This window comes from Motiliproteus sp. MSK22-1 (assembly GCF_001968815.1).
GTDB lineage: Bacteria > Pseudomonadota > Gammaproteobacteria > Pseudomonadales > Balneatricaceae > Motiliproteus.
Genome location: NZ_MIEQ01000018.1, coordinates 20,140 through 35,273, shown reverse-complemented (window position 1 = coordinate 35,273; position 15,134 = coordinate 20,140). Strand labels below are relative to the sequence as shown.

Annotated in this window: 15 protein-coding genes and 1 tRNA gene; 8 read left to right on the top strand and 8 right to left on the bottom strand. The window is 47.7% G+C overall.

The features are described 5' to 3' along the window. Window positions 1-72 precede the first annotated feature (72 nt). From BGP75_RS01365 to dinF, 5 genes are all read left to right on the top strand, one after another. Window positions 73-159 (top strand) — tRNA-Leu (locus tag BGP75_RS01365). Between the two features lie 248 nt (window positions 160-407). Beyond that, on the top strand, window positions 408-947 hold the full coding sequence (locus BGP75_RS01360; RefSeq protein WP_233152815.1) for a Fur family transcriptional regulator: 540 nt from the start codon (window positions 408-410) through the stop codon (window positions 945-947). A gap of 129 nt (window positions 948-1,076) precedes the next feature. Then, on the top strand, window positions 1,077-1,913 hold the full coding sequence (gene znuC / locus BGP75_RS01355) for a zinc ABC transporter ATP-binding protein ZnuC (RefSeq protein ID WP_076714308.1): 837 nt from the start codon (window positions 1,077-1,079) through the stop codon (window positions 1,911-1,913). Continuing rightward, window positions 1,906-2,688 (top strand): zinc ABC transporter permease subunit ZnuB, encoded by a 783-nt coding sequence (gene znuB / locus BGP75_RS01350; protein ID WP_076714306.1) that lies wholly within the window; start codon window positions 1,906-1,908, stop codon window positions 2,686-2,688. Before znuC ends, znuB begins: the two co-directional genes overlap by 8 nt. After that, window positions 2,688-4,076, top strand: a complete 1,389-nt coding sequence (dinF, locus tag BGP75_RS01345; RefSeq protein WP_083704561.1) for an MATE family efflux transporter DinF — start codon at window positions 2,688-2,690, stop codon at window positions 4,074-4,076. The genes znuB and dinF overlap by 1 nt, the downstream gene beginning before the upstream one ends. A gap of 73 nt (window positions 4,077-4,149) precedes the next feature. Here dinF and BGP75_RS01340 read toward each other — a convergent pair whose 3' ends face one another. The 4 genes from BGP75_RS01340 to prlC are packed head-to-tail and all read right to left on the bottom strand — an operon-like array spanning window position 4,150 to window position 7,700. Continuing rightward, entirely contained in the window at window positions 4,150-4,731 is a 582-nt protein-coding gene (locus BGP75_RS01340; RefSeq protein WP_198939251.1) for a DNA-3-methyladenine glycosylase I, read from the bottom strand. Next, window positions 4,709-5,326 (bottom strand): TetR/AcrR family transcriptional regulator, encoded by a 618-nt coding sequence (locus BGP75_RS01335; RefSeq protein ID WP_076714304.1) that lies wholly within the window; start codon window positions 5,324-5,326, stop codon window positions 4,709-4,711. Before BGP75_RS01335 ends, BGP75_RS01340 begins: the two co-directional genes overlap by 23 nt. 31 nt (window positions 5,327-5,357) lie before the next feature. Next, a complete protein-coding gene (locus BGP75_RS01330) occupies window positions 5,358-5,618 on the bottom strand; it encodes a YheV family putative zinc ribbon protein (RefSeq protein WP_076714302.1) in 261 nt (86 codons plus the stop codon). 15 nt (window positions 5,619-5,633) lie between these two features. Next, window positions 5,634-7,700 carry an oligopeptidase A gene (gene prlC, locus BGP75_RS01325; RefSeq protein WP_143820951.1) on the bottom strand — a complete coding sequence of 689 codons (2,067 nt, stop codon included), beginning with the start codon at window positions 7,698-7,700 and terminating at the stop codon, window positions 5,634-5,636. Window positions 7,701-7,974: 274 nt separating this feature from the next. Between prlC and BGP75_RS01320 the strand changes: the two genes are divergently transcribed. Next, window positions 7,975-8,523: a gamma carbonic anhydrase family protein gene (locus tag BGP75_RS01320; RefSeq protein ID WP_076714297.1), complete on the top strand. Its 549-nt coding sequence runs from the start codon at window positions 7,975-7,977 to the stop codon at window positions 8,521-8,523. 474 nt (window positions 8,524-8,997) lie between these two features. Next, the gene (locus BGP75_RS01315; protein ID WP_076714295.1) at window positions 8,998-9,744 is read left to right on the top strand and encodes a DUF1194 domain-containing protein; all 747 of its coding nucleotides are present in this window, start codon (window positions 8,998-9,000) and stop codon (window positions 9,742-9,744) included. Window positions 9,745-9,952: 208 nt separating this feature from the next. On the opposite strand, the gene BGP75_RS27700 is transcribed toward BGP75_RS01315, so the two are convergent. After that, window positions 9,953-10,078: a hypothetical protein gene (locus BGP75_RS27700; protein ID WP_369832087.1), complete on the bottom strand. Its 126-nt coding sequence runs from the start codon at window positions 10,076-10,078 to the stop codon at window positions 9,953-9,955. Window positions 10,079-10,219: 141 nt separating this feature from the next. Then, window positions 10,220-10,612, bottom strand: a complete 393-nt coding sequence (locus tag BGP75_RS01305) for a hypothetical protein (RefSeq protein WP_076714293.1) — start codon at window positions 10,610-10,612, stop codon at window positions 10,220-10,222. 478 nt (window positions 10,613-11,090) lie between these two features. On the opposite strand from BGP75_RS01305, the gene gpt reads away from it, so the two are divergent. After that, a complete protein-coding gene (gene gpt, locus BGP75_RS01300; protein ID WP_076714291.1) occupies window positions 11,091-11,579 on the top strand; it encodes a xanthine phosphoribosyltransferase in 489 nt (162 codons plus the stop codon). Between the two features lie 87 nt (window positions 11,580-11,666). Here gpt and BGP75_RS01295 read toward each other — a convergent pair whose 3' ends face one another. Further along, on the bottom strand, window positions 11,667-14,039 hold the full coding sequence (locus tag BGP75_RS01295; protein WP_076714289.1) for a Lon protease family protein: 2,373 nt from the start codon (window positions 14,037-14,039) through the stop codon (window positions 11,667-11,669). A gap of 261 nt (window positions 14,040-14,300) precedes the next feature. Then, window positions 14,301-15,125 carry a shikimate dehydrogenase gene (aroE, locus tag BGP75_RS01290; protein WP_076714287.1) on the bottom strand — a complete coding sequence of 275 codons (825 nt, stop codon included), beginning with the start codon at window positions 15,123-15,125 and terminating at the stop codon, window positions 14,301-14,303. Window positions 15,126-15,134: the final 9 nt, after the last annotated feature.

The window sequence follows — 15,134 nt, the reverse complement described above, 5'->3', positions numbered from 1 at the left end:
CTAAATATCGAAAAAATCCTTGCAATCTTTGAAAAGACCGAGTTTAATACGCGCCTCATCAGAGATGAACATGCAGATGTGGCGGAATTGGTAGACGCGCTAGCTTCAGGTGCTAGTGTCCGATAGGACGTGGGAGTTCGAGTCTCCCCATCTGCACCACTTCAAAATTACGACCCTTTTTGCTATTCGGTTGCTCCCAAAAAGCGAATGCCTCCTATACCTAAAGTACTCTTAAAATCATCATTTCTGTTCGAATGTTGCTCGATCAGATAACAGCCGTTGATTTCGACAGGGTGATTTCCAGGCCAGCACGACCTTGATAACCCGCTGTAATTGCTTCATTCATAAACTGTCGAACTCGCCGGTTCTGTTATAACATTACACCAATGATTTTCAGAGAGATGGACATGATTGAGAACAACGATACGTCCGCCCAAGATAGCTGTGACGAAAATCCGGCATTCAACAATCGACATAATCATCAGGATTGTATCAGCTCGGCGTTAGACAAAGCCCAGGCACTCTGCCGCACTAGAAATTCGCGACTAACTCCCGTACGCAAACGTGTGTTGGAGTTAATTTGGCAGAGCCACAAGCCCCTTGGTGCTTACCAGATATTGAGCCAGCTGGCAGCGGATGGCTTTAATTCCGCACCACCAACAGTGTACCGAGCACTCGACTTTCTCTTGGAACATGGCCTCCTCCATCGAATAGCCTCCCTGAATGCGTTTATCGGCTGTAACAATCCGAACCATAATCATCATGGATACTTTTTGATTTGCCGCAGCTGTGGCAGTGCTCAAGAGATAGAAGCAGGAAATCTTTCTACCTATCTGCGCAAAAATGCTTCCGCAGCAGGTTTTGTTATTGAGTCAGAGACTGTCGAACTTTCAGGGCTATGTCCGCTGTGTCTTGAACAACAAGGTCATTCGCAATCAGATAAATGATAGCGATACCCTGCGCTGCGAGGCTCGTCGCACCCAAGCCATCGATAAGACAGGGTAACAACACGGAACAGCACTTGACCTGATCCCAGACTATTGGATGCAACCCATATTCCATATGACGTACAAGATATGACAAACAGCGCGTTTATCCAGCTTCAAAATGTGAATCTACACTTTGGTAACCGTCATGTTATTCAAAATGTCAGTTTCGACATAGAGTCTAACCAGATTACCACATTGATTGGTCCCAATGGCTCCGGCAAATCCACCCTGGTTCGCATACTTCTCGGACTGCAACTCCCCGATAGCGGAACCATTGGCAAACCAGACAGGCTACGCATCGGTTATATGCCTCAAAAGCTGCACATAGAACCAACGTTACCTCTAACCGTTGAGCGCTTTATGAAACTGGCTGCGAGGGCAACCAGTGCTGAAATTCTCGGCGCATTAAAGGAAGTCAACGTTGAGCATCTGCTGAAAAACCCTATGCAGAAGTTATCAGGCGGTGAAACGCAACGCGTGATGCTGGCACGAGCATTATTGCGACAACCCCAACTCCTCGTTCTGGACGAACCTGTTCAGGGTGTCGATATAACTGGCCAGATAGAGCTCTACGAGCTTATCGCACAGATTCGTGATCGTCATCAATGTGCCGTATTCATGGTTTCCCACGATTTACACATGGTCATGGCCAGCACCGACAAAGTTATCTGTCTGAATCACCACATATGTTGCTCAGGTCACCCGGAAATTGTCAGTAATGATCCATCCTTTATCGCACTGTTTGGCCGTGACGGAGCTTCAAATCTGGCCCTGTATAGTCATCACCATAACCACCAGCATGATGCCCATGGGCAAGTAATTATGGATCATCCCTGTGTTGAAAGTACTGAGAGCCCCCCGGAATCTCAACAACAGCTCTCAGCCCCCTCCAAGCAACAACAAGGAGACAGACACCATGGCTGATTTCCTGCTTAAGGCACTACTTGGAGGCATAGGCGTGGCGATTATTGCAGGGCCGTTAGGTTCTTTTGTCGTTTGGCGTCGGATGGCTTACTTTGGTGACACCCTGGCGCACTCTGCGTTGCTGGGCGTCGCGCTGGGAATACTGTTCGATCTTAATCTTAATCTTGCCGTCGTTATGTGTTGCGTACTGTTAGCACTGTTACTGGTTTCACTTCAACGTAAACGCATCATTGCGACTGATACCCTGCTGGGCATTATGGCTCACAGCTCTCTATCTCTGGGGCTGGTTGCGATCAGCTTTCTCCCGGATGTAAGAATCGACCTGATGAGCTATCTGTTTGGAGATTTGCTGGCAATCAGTAAAGAAGACCTTTTCTGGATTTACGGCGGTGGGATGTTAGTCCTTACATTATTAGCGATACTCTGGAATCCACTGCTAGCCTTTACTGTAAATGAAGACTTAGCCCGAGTCGAAGGAATACCGATCAACCTGGTAAGGCTGGCCCTGATGTTGCTGGTCGGTATCGTTATTGCTGTGGCCATGAAGATTGTCGGTGTTCTGCTCATCACATCACTGCTGATCATTCCAGCTGCTGCTGCCCGACGATTATCTAAAACACCAGAACAGATGGCTTTTTTTGCCAGTCTGATAGGGTGTATCTCCGTTTGCCTGGGACTCTGGGGATCCTACCAATGGGATACACCCGCAGGCCCATCGGTGGTGGTCAGTGCAGCCCTGCTGTTTGTCTTCAGTCATAGTCTGCCGAGCCGTTAATGGGCTCAACAGTTAAGGAGAAGGATTCCAGTCAAAGGTCTGGCAACCATTGGCTGGACCCCGAGATACATCGGCAGGTGTGGCAACTGGCCTGGCCGATGATTCTGTCGAACCTCACGGTGCCTTTACTGGGGCTGGTTGATACGGCAGTCATTGGCCATTTACCCAACCCTCTCTATTTGGGAGCTGTTGCCATTGGCGCCAGCTTATTCTCAGTACTGTTTTGGGGGTTCGGGTTTCTCCGGATGGGTACCACAGGTTTAACGGCGCAAGCCGTTGGCGCTGAGAACCATCAGGAAGTTAACCTGTTACTGGCACAAAGTCTGATCATTGCTTTGCTGATTGGATTGCTACTGATTCTATTCCAGCGCCCTCTTATCGAACTTGGCCTAATGCTGATGGAACCCAGTCAGGAGGTTATGGAACAGGCTTGGCTATATTGTAACGTCCGCATTTTCAGCGCACCTGCCGTCCTCGCCAACTATGCCTTGCTTGGTTGGTTTCTGGGGCTTCAGAACAGCCGGGTTCCACTGTTATTGCTGATCACCGCTAACCTGATCAATATCAGCCTTGATCTACTGTTGGTGGTGGTGCTGAATATGGCAGTAGAGGGTGTAGCCCTGGCAACCGTCTGCGCAGATTATTCAGCATTGCTACTGGGCCTGTGGCTGGCTGTCAGGCACCTGCGGCATAATTCGCATAAGCTGCCACTTGCTCCATTATTGCGCTGGAAAAATTACTCCAGATTGATACGCAGCAACCGCTATTTACTTGTTCGTACCTTACTGCTTTTGCTGACTTTCTGTTTTTTTACGGCCCAGGGAGCGCGGATGGGCAATGAAATCCTTGCAGCTAATGCCGTACTACTTAATTTCCTGTTATTGATTTCTCATGGATTGGACGGATTTGCCCACGCCACTGAAGCACTTTGTGGAAAATACTATGGGGCCAAAGAAAAACTAAAATTCTATAGCGCCTGTCAAGCAGCATTCCTTTGGTCCTTTTTCACAGCATTATTGTTTTTTATCTTCTTCGCTCTGGGAGGCCAGCTGATAATCGAACTGCTAACGGATATCCCGGAAGTGATCACAACAGCCAGCGAGTATTTACCCTGGTTAACGATTATGCCGCTGTTGGGTGTCTGGAGCTACCTACTCGATGGTATTTTTATTGGTGCCAACAGGTTTCGATGGATGCAGAACTGTATGCTGTTAAGCGTAGCAGCAGTATTTGTCCCAAGTTGGTATTTCAGCCAACCATGGGGTAACCACGGGCTCTGGTTCTCTCTAAGCTTTTTCTTACTCGCTCGGGGGTTAACAGCAGGGCTGCTGTTTTATTACTGTGACTATCGAAAAGCCCGGCAACCGGAAGGATCAGGAGGAACCTAGCACATCAGAGACGGTCAGGGAGACCGGGGAATAATCTGCCTCAACTAGTAAATATTATTAGCCAAAATGCGCTCTATTCGCTAAGCGCCCTTGTTTCACGGTAGCGAAAACAACTCTCAATATGGTCATTGACCATACCCGTAGCTTGCATAAAAGCGTAGCAAATAGTGGGCCCAACAAAAGTGAATCCAGCCTTTTTCAGCGCTTTGCTCATCTGCTCCGACTCTACAGTACTGGCAGGGACCTGATCCACTGAGGACCAGCAATTTTGCTTGGGACACCCTCCAATAAATTGCCATATATATTGATCAAAACTACCATAGCGCTGCTGAATATCAACAAAAGCACGGGCGTTTTTAACTGATCCGTAGACCTTCAATTTATTTCGCACAATAGCAGGATTACTCAACAGGGACTCGATAGTGGCCTCATCAAAATCAGCCACAACCTGTGGATCAAAACCCTGGTAAAGTTCGCGGTACCCCTCCCGTTTATTAAGTACCGTAGACCAGCTCAAACCTGCTTGTGCTCCTTCCAGAATCAGGAACTCAAACAACCGCTGGTCATCATGCAGAGGAACGCCCCACTCGCAATCATGGTAATCCTGTTCGGCATCACTGCCTTCAGCCCAACTACAACGCGAGATCGAAGTCATGTTTAACCACCACTGCCCGTAATGCTGCCATTGATTGATTTGCCACTGCTTCAAGCTGCGCTCGTTCCGGGTTCATACGCCCCATGACTCGGAGTCCCCAAATAGACATCATCAAATACTTCGCCAGCACTTGAGGATTCGCCTCCTGCTTAAGCCCACCACGAGTCTGGGCACGAACCAATGCTTCACGGAACTCTCGCTCAATGCCATCAAAAATAGATTGAATACGAGATTTAATCGACACATTATGAGATGCCAACTCTAACCAGGTATTAACCAAAAAACAGCCCTTCGCATCTGGGTCCTCAACCATAGAATCTATCAATCGCTGAAAGAAACCACTGACTGCTTTTTCAATATTCGGAGACTGGCCCATCGATTTACGGGCCCGCTTAATGGAACGATCACCGTAAAACTCAAGAGAGGCCTCCAGCAACCCCACCTTATTTCCATAAGCGTTGTAAATACTGCCGGGGTTCAAACCCGTAGTTTTGACCAAATCAGCTACTGAAGTAGCAAAGTAGCCTTTGCGCCAGAATAATTCGGTGACATCACCTAACAGCTGCTCAGGTTTGTAGCTAATAGGTCTACCCATAGTTTCTCCTTACCCCCAAAGGTTCTTATGATTATTTTTTAGCGGGGTTGGGAACGAACTGTATCACTTGTTCATCCTCTGTGGCCAACTTGGGCTCAGAATTTTCAACGGGCTGGTTAACCCTGGTTTCCAGTTCCTGAGGCTCTGCAGCGCCATCCAAACGCATGGCATCCTGATATCCACACTGCACGCACTCACGGTATTCACGGACTTGATCGCGCCAAGTTCTCAATTTGTCCATTTCTGCACAACGGGGGCAGACTGCACCGGCAACAAATCGCTTAACAGCCATGGTTGTATATCCTCTTCAGCATGATGATTCCGGCAGTAAGCCAACCTGTCTGAGCAGTGCGTCCACCTGAGGCTCTCTCCCCATAAAGTCAATAAACAAAGCCATCGGCTTAGCTGCCCCCCCCTTAGATAAAATAGACGCCAGAAACTCGCTGCCTGTCTGTGGATTAAATACTCCTTCCTCTTCAAACCTCGAAAAAGAGTCGGCAGCAAGCACTTCTGCCCACTTGTAGCTATAGTATCCCGCAGCATAACCACCAGAAAATATATGGGAAAAACTATTCTGAAAGCGGTTATATTCCGGCACCTTAATCACCGCAACCTGTGACCGGATATCATCAAGAACCTGCTGAACATCTGTCAGTGGTTCCAGGCAATAATCCCGGTGCAGCACGAAATCAAATAATGCAAACTCGAGTTGCCGTACCATCTGCATTCCTGATTGGAAGTCCCGAGCAGCAAGCATACGCTCCAACAGCTCAGCAGGAAGGGATTCTTTGCTCTGGTAGTGACCGGATATCAGAGACAATGCCTCTGGCTGCCAGCACCAGTTTTCCAGAAACTGGCTGGGTAACTCGACGGCATCCCAGGCAACGCCATTAATTCCTGAGACAGCTGCCCACTCAACCTCTGTCAGAAGATGATGCAATCCATGACCAAACTCATGAAATAGAGTTGTTACTTCATTATGCGTCAACAAGGCAGGCTGATCCGCAACCGGAGGATTAAAATTACAGACCAGATAAGCTACCGGTAACTGTAATGAACCATCTTCCAAGCGTCGACGCACCCGGCATTCATCCATCCAGGCACCACCACGCTTATTGCTGCGGGCATACAGATCCAGGTAAAAGTATCCTACTCGCTGACCTTGCCTGGTTACCTCAAAGAATCGGGCATCGACGTGCCACAACTCAACCCCGCTGGCATCAAGCTTTTCCGCGCCAATTTCCTCAACACTAATACCGAACAGCCGACCAACAATCTCAAACAAACCACTGAGAACTCTCTCAATAGGAAAGTATGGACGTAGCTCCTCCTGAGATAAAGCATAGCGATCCTGTCGAAGTCTTTCTGAGTAGTAGCCCAGATCCCATGGCTCAACACTTTCAATTCCATCCAGTTTGTGAGCAAAGCGTTCCAGTTCCTGAAGCTCATCAGTAGCCCTGGAGACACTCCTGGTCGCCAGATCCTCCAGAAAATCAACCACCTGATCCGTACTCTCAGCCATTTTCGTCGCTAGCGAGTATTCAGCATAATTATCAAAACCCAAGAGCTGCGCAACGGCATGCCGTAAGGACAACAGTTCGTCGATTATCGTAGAGTTGTCCCACTGACCTGCAGTAGGCCCCTGATCTGACGCGCGTGTTGCATAAGCCTGATAAACTTCCTGGCGTAATTCCCGATTATCCGCATAAGCCATCACACTGTAATAGGAAGGGAAGTCGAGAGTCAGACAGTAACCTTCCTTGTCCTTTTCTTTGGCAGCCTGAGCAGCCAAAGCCAGAGAGCTTTCCGGTAATCCTGAGAGTGCGTCTGCACTATCAAAATGCTTAGACCAGGCTTGAGTTGCATCCAGGACGTTTTCAGAAAACTGACTGGCCAATTCTGAAAGCCGTTTCTGCAACTCTCCATAGCGCTTTCGGTCCTCCTTGGAAAGATCAATACCAGAAAGCTTGAAATCTCGTAACGCATTATTTAAAAGCTGTTGTTGAGCGGTGTCCAACGACTTATAGGCGTCACTATCTGCCAGTTTCTTATAAGCGTGGAACAGCTCTTCATTTTGTCCCAGCTCCGTGTTGTATTCACTCAGCTTGGGTAATGCTGCATTGTACGCCTGCCGAAGCTCATCATTATTGATTACCGCATTCATATGGCTCACCGGCGACCAGGCCTTATTGAGCCGATCATCAATCGCTTCCAAGCGTTGAATCAGCGACCAATCCATCGGTGGGGACTTGAGCAAAGAGGCTATTTCATCGCGGTTATGACTGAGGATCTGGTCCAATGCGGGTATCACATCAGCCGCATCAATACGCTTGAATGGTGGAAAGTAACGACCTTCCAGCAGGGGGTTAATCATATTCATTTCCGTCAATAAGCATCCGGTAGCCTGTTCCGTGTTGACTCACTAGCGTCTTTTCTGGATAAAAATCATATACGGCAAACAACCTACACACTCGCTTGCAAGTCATTTGACCATGCCCGACAGACTTCCAACTTTGAGGTAGAATGGCGAAACGGGTTCAGATCAGAGCCACTTAATCATTTTTGAGATTACCGATCTGCAATCGTGTTTGCAGACCTCTAGTCTATAGAGGCCGGATAAGCTCCCAGTTTACACAGGGTAAGACGATATGAAAATCCGCAGTTACCAGGGTATGACTCCGCAATTGGGAAATGCAGTTTTTGTTGACCCAACGGCTGTAGTACTCGGCGATGTCAGTCTGGGTGACGACTGTTCAGTCTGGCCACTGGTAGTGATACGTGGTGACATGCACCGCATACGAATTGGAGCACGAACAAGCGTTCAGGATGGTTCAGTTTTGCATATAACCCATGCAGGTCCCTATAACCCGGAAGGATTTCCCCTGATTATCGGTAATGACGTTACTATTGGTCATCAGGCAATGCTTCATGGCTGTACTATCGGTGATCGGGTTCTGGTTGGCATGGGTACGATGGTGATGGACGGTGCCGTAGTTGAGTCGGATGTCGTTATCGGTGCGGGTTCCCTTGTCCCACCGGGGAAAACCTTAGAGAGTAACTTTCTCTATGTTGGCCGCCCAGTCAAAAAAGTCAGACCCTTAACAGAAAAGGAACTCAGCTTTTTTACCTATACTGCTGCCAACTACGTTGGACTCAAAGACAAACACTTAAGTGAAGATTACGCTAACACGCAATAATAACCCTGGCAAAGAAAGCTGCTTCATAACGGTCATGGCAAATAAAATTGTCATGACCGGATGGTCTCTGCTTATAATCAAAGCACCTTTAGCCCTCCTCTTTATCTATCACTCCTTTTTATCTATTACTCCTTTCTTCTGTTAGGGAACCTTCGAATAAGTCCATTATGTTCTCAGCGAGCCCTGGAATGGCTAAATGCGCGAAAGACAGCGCAGCGAAATGACGAGTCCTTTCCAAGCTCGTCTGATCCCAGATAGGTAATTCCCCACAACGCCTATAGCTCAAACTAATACCATAAAAAAACAATGCCTTTAAAAACATTCGCTTACAGTGTCATGTTTTTTTACAAGTTATTTACAGAGCTTTATGGAACTTTTTCCAACCCATTGTTAATAATGAATTATTTTATAGTGGCACACAAAATGCTTAGGTGACTCGGTCGTCTAACTAAATATCATAAAGGATATATGGATATGCTAAAGAATTTTATTGCAGCAGCTCTGCTTCTCGCTGCTACATTTACTCACAATGCTAATGCTGTTGCGGTCGATCTGGAACTACAATTGCTTGCAGATGTATCTGGAAGCATTAATAATTCAGAATACGCACTGCAACTTCAAGGTTATTCCAGTGCCTTTCGTTCCGATAGTGTGGTTGACTCAATACTGGATGGCACTATCGGTAGCATAGCAGTGCAGTATATTGAGTGGTCCTCCTCAAACGAGCAGTCCGTTCTTGTAGACTGGATGCTGATCGACAGCGAAGCCAGTGCTCTGGCATTTGCGGATTCTCTTGATGCCGTTACCCGTGCATTTTCCAGCGCTACCGCCATTGGTTCAGCGATCACCTTCGGTGCAGACCTGTTTGCATCAAATGGTTTTGAAAGCAACCGTCAGGTGATGGATATCTCTGGTGACGGTGCCAGAAATGACGGTGAAAATACAATTACCGCCCGTGATGCAGCATTGGCATCTGGCGTTGATACTATCAATGGCATCACCATCGGCGATGAGTCCGGCTTAGCTGATTACTACCAGAATAATGTTCTTGGTGGTAATAATCCTTTCCATATCCATGCCAGCTCATTTGAAGATTTCAGCACAGGTATCGAGCTGAAGCTTATACGCGAAATTACCACAACTACCGTTCCAGAGCCTGCTTCTTTAGCGCTACTGGGAATGGGACTGCTAGGTCTGGGTGGATTGCGTCGCCGCAAATAAGACCCACTCCCCCCTGATATAAAAAAGGCCTTATTGTGTTGTGCAATAAGGCCTTTTTTAACTACCGGAAAACCACTTCTATTTCTTTCCCTGATAACAGCCAAATCAGATCAACCTTGCTGTTACTAGTGCTTTATTTCCGATTCAGCGGCAGACTCTTATTTGAGCACTCGCTTTGGTCAGGAGCCCGCCCATATCTGGGATTTTCTCAATTACGTTTGATAAACCCAATCTCATATCCAAATGGCTTCCCTATTTTCTTCAACGTATCCAAAGTCGGATTTCCCTTATCGTTCTCTATAGCCATCAGGATCCGGGGAGTTGTATTCAACACCTTCTTGGCGTAGTCTTTTTACGTCATGCCCACGATCTTGCGCATTTGGCGAGTTGCTTGCCCGAAAGTCAGTTCGCCCGCACCCAGTGCCCGGTTAAGTTCCTTCTTGAGTTCAGTTGAGTTCTGAGGAGATTTCATCAGTTAGTCCTTCAATGACAATAATTGCTTGGCATGCGCTTCGAATGACGTCTTCCGAAATTCGATGATGTCCTCGTCTACGCCCGCCTCCCGCATGATCTCTTCCAAACCCTTGATCTTCCCTCCAAACTCTCGCAGTGCCTTGCGTATCACCTTAACGTCCACGCCGTCCGGCAGCACATCCATAACCTTATCCCATGGAGGGGTACCGGCCACTTCCGCGTCTCCCTGCCATCGGCACACCCTGGCGATACCTTCGGGATCCAGGTACATGGGAGCAAAATCAAACAAAGGCGTCAGCGTCAGGTCCCCGTTTTCCAGTCGGAACACCGCCGAGTTGCGTGCATGGTTGTCCTTGTTTCCCCTCCCCCGAACAACACATGACCTATCGACCATCCACGATCTGTCGACTATTAGTGTTTCTTGTGGCGATCAAATCAACGTCCGCTTTCCGACCTCAGGATAGAAGGTTCCGAGGGTAACTCCCCATAAACTGTATGACCGGAATTGAGCGACTCCTGCCTAGGCGCCTCAGCTCATCAACAATTCCCCTAACGACAGCACTTTCTTCAACAGAGGACGATCCGGCGATACAAACCTAGGACTGCCGTGAATCACGCCCTATAATTCTGTGGAATCCTTAGCGTACGTTTTCGTTCCGCTGGACTTCAAACCCCATTATCCGCGATTAAATAGCTTTCCAGACCCGGATTGTCAGTTTGAATTCCTCTGTTGAAATCGTCTACACTATCACTATAAACGCCTGGAGAGATCCGGGCGTTGTTATTTGAAATCTGCAAGTTCGCACAGGGTAGACATAAAATCCGATCTATTTGCTAAAGATTTTGATCGATAACTTCAAAGGGTTAAGAGCATGAGCACGCCTTACAATAAAGATTTTCCAATCTCCTGGGAGGAGATTCATCGCAATTGCCGGGCTCTTTCCTGGCGCCTGCTGGAAAAGGGTCCCTGGAAAGGAATTATTGCTATAACTCGCGGCGGTTTAGTGCCTGCCGCTATCCTTGCCCGTGAACTTGATCTGCGCCTCGTTGATACCGTGTGCGTGGTGAGTTATGGAACCGCAGCCAGCGGAGAAGCTCAGCAACAGGGAGAGTTAAAAGTACTTAAAGGCGTTGAGGGTGATGGTGATGGCTATCTACTGGTCGATGACCTAGTGGATACAGGCAAAACAGCAAAAGTCGTTAGAGAAATGCTACCCAACGCCCATTTTGCCACTGTCTATGCGAAGCCGGCTGGACGCCCATTAGTTGATACTTTTGTCACTGAAGTCAGTCAGGATACCTGGATTCGCTTTCCCTGGGATATGGAGCACAGTTTCTCCGAGCCACTGGCATCTCGCTAGTACGACCAACCGGTGAGGGGCCTCTTTTCATACATTGAAGCGAGCCCCCACCGGAGCCCTTCCTTACTGACTGCCAGGTACCATTATTCAAGATTTAGCTTTGTATAACTCCTTTAATCTTTTGACCACCTGATGATTGAGGGAACGCTGGGTAAAAGTCCCGTCAGTTTTCAGCACTCCTGCTTTTCGACCAGTAAGCAATTCCAAAGCCTGATCTACGCTCGCTACTATGTGGATACAAAATAATCCTTCGCTAACAGCATCAACGACGCTCCTTTTTAGCATCAGGTTACGTTGGTTGGCACGTGGGATGATTACGCCTTGTTCACCGGTCAGGCCTTTGCTGACACAGACATCAAAAAATCCTTCAATTTTCTCGTTAACCCCTCCAATTGCCTGAACTTCTCCGTATTGATTAATCGAGCCAGTCAAGGCAAAACTCTGTTTGATGGGGGTGTGGGTCAGTGCAGAAATAAGTGTACATATTTCCGCCAGTGAAGCACTGTCTCCATCAACATGTCCGTAAGACTGCTCCAATGCAATACTGGCTGACAGGCTTATCGGGAAGTCTTGCGCATATTTATGGCCCAAATAGCCGGACAGTATCAGCACTCCTTTGGAATGTATCGGCTGACCCAGAGTAACTTCCTTTTCAATATCAACAATCCCCCGATCACCCGGGTGTACAGTAGCGGTGATACGAGCAGGAGTACCAAAGCTGACATCACCCACCTGCAATACCGTCAGTCCGTTGGATTGCCCAACTGCCTCTCCTTCTGTTTTGATTAATACTACTTCATTGAGTATTTCTGACCTCATTTTGGTACTGAGACGATTGGTACGCAGCTCTTTGGCTTCCAGAGCCTGCTCAATATGAACATCCTGTATCAACTCCTCGCCGCTGCGCTGACGCTTGTAATCCGCCTCACAAATCAAGTCCATCATCTCACCGATATGAGCCGATAGCAGGTCCTGATCTTCAGCCATTCTTGAACTGTGTTCAATCAGCCGAGCCACTGCCTTACGATTAAGGTGTGCACACTTTTCCTGCATAGCCAGGGTTTTCATCAATCGTGCATAGTTACGAATGGAGGCATCAGTACGCGGAACATCTTCATCAAAATCGACAACAACACGAAAAAGCTTGGAGAAATCTGAATCCATCTGTTGCAACAGGTAATAGAGATCACGGCCACCGATAATAACCACTTTTACCCGCAGAGGTATCGGCTCGGGACTCAGTGTAATAGTACTTATTCCCGCCAACTCGGCAAACGGATTTTCTATCCGTAACTCCTTTGATTTCAACGCACGCTTCAGGGCCGACCAAACCATCGGATGCTCAAACAGTTTTTCTGCTTCCAGAATCAGATAGCCACCGTTAGCCTGATGCAGTGAGCCGCCTCTAATCAGCTGGAAGTTGGTAACCATTGCTCCCATATCCGTGGTGTATTCAACTCGTCCAAATAGGTTTTCATAGTTTGGATGAGACTCAAAAATAACCGGTGCTCCCTTGGTCTTCTGATGGCTGACCAACAGGTTAACCCCATACTGCTGCTCCAGAATAGCTCTACGACTGGCATCGCCTTTAACTTCACCTAATTTGTCTTCTCCAACTAATTCAACAGCACCTTTCACCAAATCAGCTTCCAGTTGGGACAAATAGTTAACCACTTTCGAATGAGCCGAATACTTTTCCCGCAACGACTGCAATGTTGGAACTATCGCTTGCCGAGTCGTGTCATGCTCCAGCTTCTTAAGCTTCTCATTCATCTCCCGACGCCATTGCGGCAGACTGGTTAGAGATTCGTTCAGATAATCTTCGAGGGAACTAATGTCACTGTTAACCTTATTTCTTTCCTCTTCACTTAACTGAGAAAAGGCCGCCTCATCCATTACCTGGCCATCAGCAACAGGAGTAAAGCCGACGCTGCCAGCTTCTCGATACAAAGCGATACTCTTACTACGGGCTTGGTTCTCTACTCTTTCTAACGCCTGGTCGTACAGTCGATTAAAATCGCGATCTATCCTGCTTTTCTGCCGCTGATAGCTGGGGTTTTCAAATGCAGAAGGTAGCTCAGCGCTGAGAGATTCCAACAGATGCTTAATATCGTTATGAAAAGCAGCAGCTTTTCCCGGAGCAAATTGAAAAGATTGCGGATAACGAGGGTCTTCGAGATTATTCAGATAGCACCAGTCTCGTGGCTTTTTGTCTCGCTTCGCTTCTCGTTTCAGGGTTTCCATAACAAACGAAAATCGACCGCTCTGAGAGTGCCCCATAACAAACATGTTGTAGTCTGGTCGACGCATACCAATGCCGAATTCCATCGCACCGATAGCACGTTCCTGCCCGTAAATTCCGCTAAAACTCTCTAATGTCTCGGTTGTCTTGAAGGGTAATAACTCAGGGTTACAGCTGTGGTATAGCTGCTCAGCACTCAGACGCTTTTCGTCTTCCATTAAACATCCTCAGTCAAATGTCTGAAATATATGGCTTATTTAACTTTTGAATTTTTTAACTATTGAGTTTGTTAACTTATAGCTGGAGCTTGCTTAACAAGCAAGTCATTCCGATTGAGATAAAGGAAAGCTTCTTAGTGGATCGTATTCTTTCAGCAGATATTAAGAAGATATTGAGAAGTGCGGCAGAACAGTTATTCACATAAACCTCAATAATAATCCGAGGTTTATGTGATATCAGAAAGTCTGTAAACGGAAAACTCAGGTGGATACCAATTGTCCACGTATTTCAGCAATCACTGGAGCTGTGTCAGGGCGTACTCCCCGCCATATCAGGAATGACTCAGCAGCTTGCTCCACCAGCATGCCAAGCCCATCAAGGGCCTTACCACCATGCGCCTCAGCCCATACCATAAAAGGTGTGGATCGGGCAGCGTACATCATGTCGTAACACCAGGCACCACTCGCCAGCAGATCTTCAGGCAAAGGTGGTAGCTCACCCTGTAAACTGGCAGAGGTTCCGTTTATCACTAAATCAAAACGCCCCTGTAGCTGGCAATAACCACTGCCAGTGACACAACCCAAATGGGAGAAATCCTCTGCCAGTTGCTCAGCTTTCTCAGCAGTGCGGTTAACAATAGTTAAGGATTGAGGCTCTGTTGCCAGTACCGGTGCCAAAACTCCACGTACCGCTCCACCAGCCCCAAGTATCAAGATTCGCTTTCCCTTCAATCGAGTACCATGATTGATTTCCAGATCCCGAACCATGCCAACACCATCGGTATTATCACCGCAGATAAGCCCCTGTCGACTTAGAAAAAGAGTATTTACTGCACCGGCTAAACGGGCACGATCCGAAAGCTCACTGGCCAACGACCAGGCTTGCTGCTTAAAAGGAACGGTGACATTCAATCCACTCCCGCCTTCAGCGAAGAATCGCTGTGCTTCAGCCTCAAACTCTCCACTCTCTACTAACATTGTCTGGTAGCTAAGCTTCTGGCCAAGCATTGCAGCAAACCGACTGTGTATTTGAGGAGACTTGCTGTGTTTAATGGGATTTCCCACCACTGCGTAGCGGTCACTCATAGCGCATCC

What these genes read in the sequence shown, in the direction of transcription:
- BGP75_RS01360 (WP_233152815.1), top strand. Translation starts at nt 408, where the DNA reads ATGATTGAGAACAACGATACGTCCGCCCAAGATAGCTGTGACGAAAAT.
- znuC (WP_076714308.1), top strand. Translation starts at nt 1,077, where the DNA reads ATGACAAACAGCGCGTTTATCCAGCTTCAAAATGTGAATCTACACTTT.
- znuB (WP_076714306.1), top strand. Translation starts at nt 1,906, where the DNA reads ATGGCTGATTTCCTGCTTAAGGCACTACTTGGAGGCATAGGCGTGGCG.
- dinF (WP_083704561.1), top strand. Translation starts at nt 2,688, where the DNA reads ATGGGCTCAACAGTTAAGGAGAAGGATTCCAGTCAAAGGTCTGGCAAC.
- BGP75_RS01340 (WP_198939251.1), bottom strand. Translation starts at nt 4,731, where the DNA reads ATGACTTCGATCTCGCGTTGTAGTTGGGCTGAAGGCAGTGATGCCGAA.
- BGP75_RS01335 (WP_076714304.1), bottom strand. Translation starts at nt 5,326, where the DNA reads ATGGGTAGACCTATTAGCTACAAACCTGAGCAGCTGTTAGGTGATGTC.
- BGP75_RS01330 (WP_076714302.1), bottom strand. Translation starts at nt 5,618, where the DNA reads ATGGCTGTTAAGCGATTTGTTGCCGGTGCAGTCTGCCCCCGTTGTGCA.
- prlC (WP_143820951.1), bottom strand. Translation starts at nt 7,700, where the DNA reads ATGATTAACCCCCTGCTGGAAGGTCGTTACTTTCCACCATTCAAGCGT.
- BGP75_RS01320 (WP_076714297.1), top strand. Translation starts at nt 7,975, where the DNA reads ATGAAAATCCGCAGTTACCAGGGTATGACTCCGCAATTGGGAAATGCA.
- BGP75_RS01315 (WP_076714295.1), top strand. Translation starts at nt 8,998, where the DNA reads ATGCTAAAGAATTTTATTGCAGCAGCTCTGCTTCTCGCTGCTACATTT.
- BGP75_RS01305 (WP_076714293.1), bottom strand. Translation starts at nt 10,612, where the DNA reads ATGGTCGATAGGTCATGTGTTGTTCGGGGGAGGGGAAACAAGGACAAC.
- gpt (WP_076714291.1), top strand. Translation starts at nt 11,091, where the DNA reads ATGAGCACGCCTTACAATAAAGATTTTCCAATCTCCTGGGAGGAGATT.
- BGP75_RS01295 (WP_076714289.1), bottom strand. Translation starts at nt 14,039, where the DNA reads ATGGAAGACGAAAAGCGTCTGAGTGCTGAGCAGCTATACCACAGCTGT.
- aroE (WP_076714287.1), bottom strand. Translation starts at nt 15,125, where the DNA reads ATGAGTGACCGCTACGCAGTGGTGGGAAATCCCATTAAACACAGCAAG.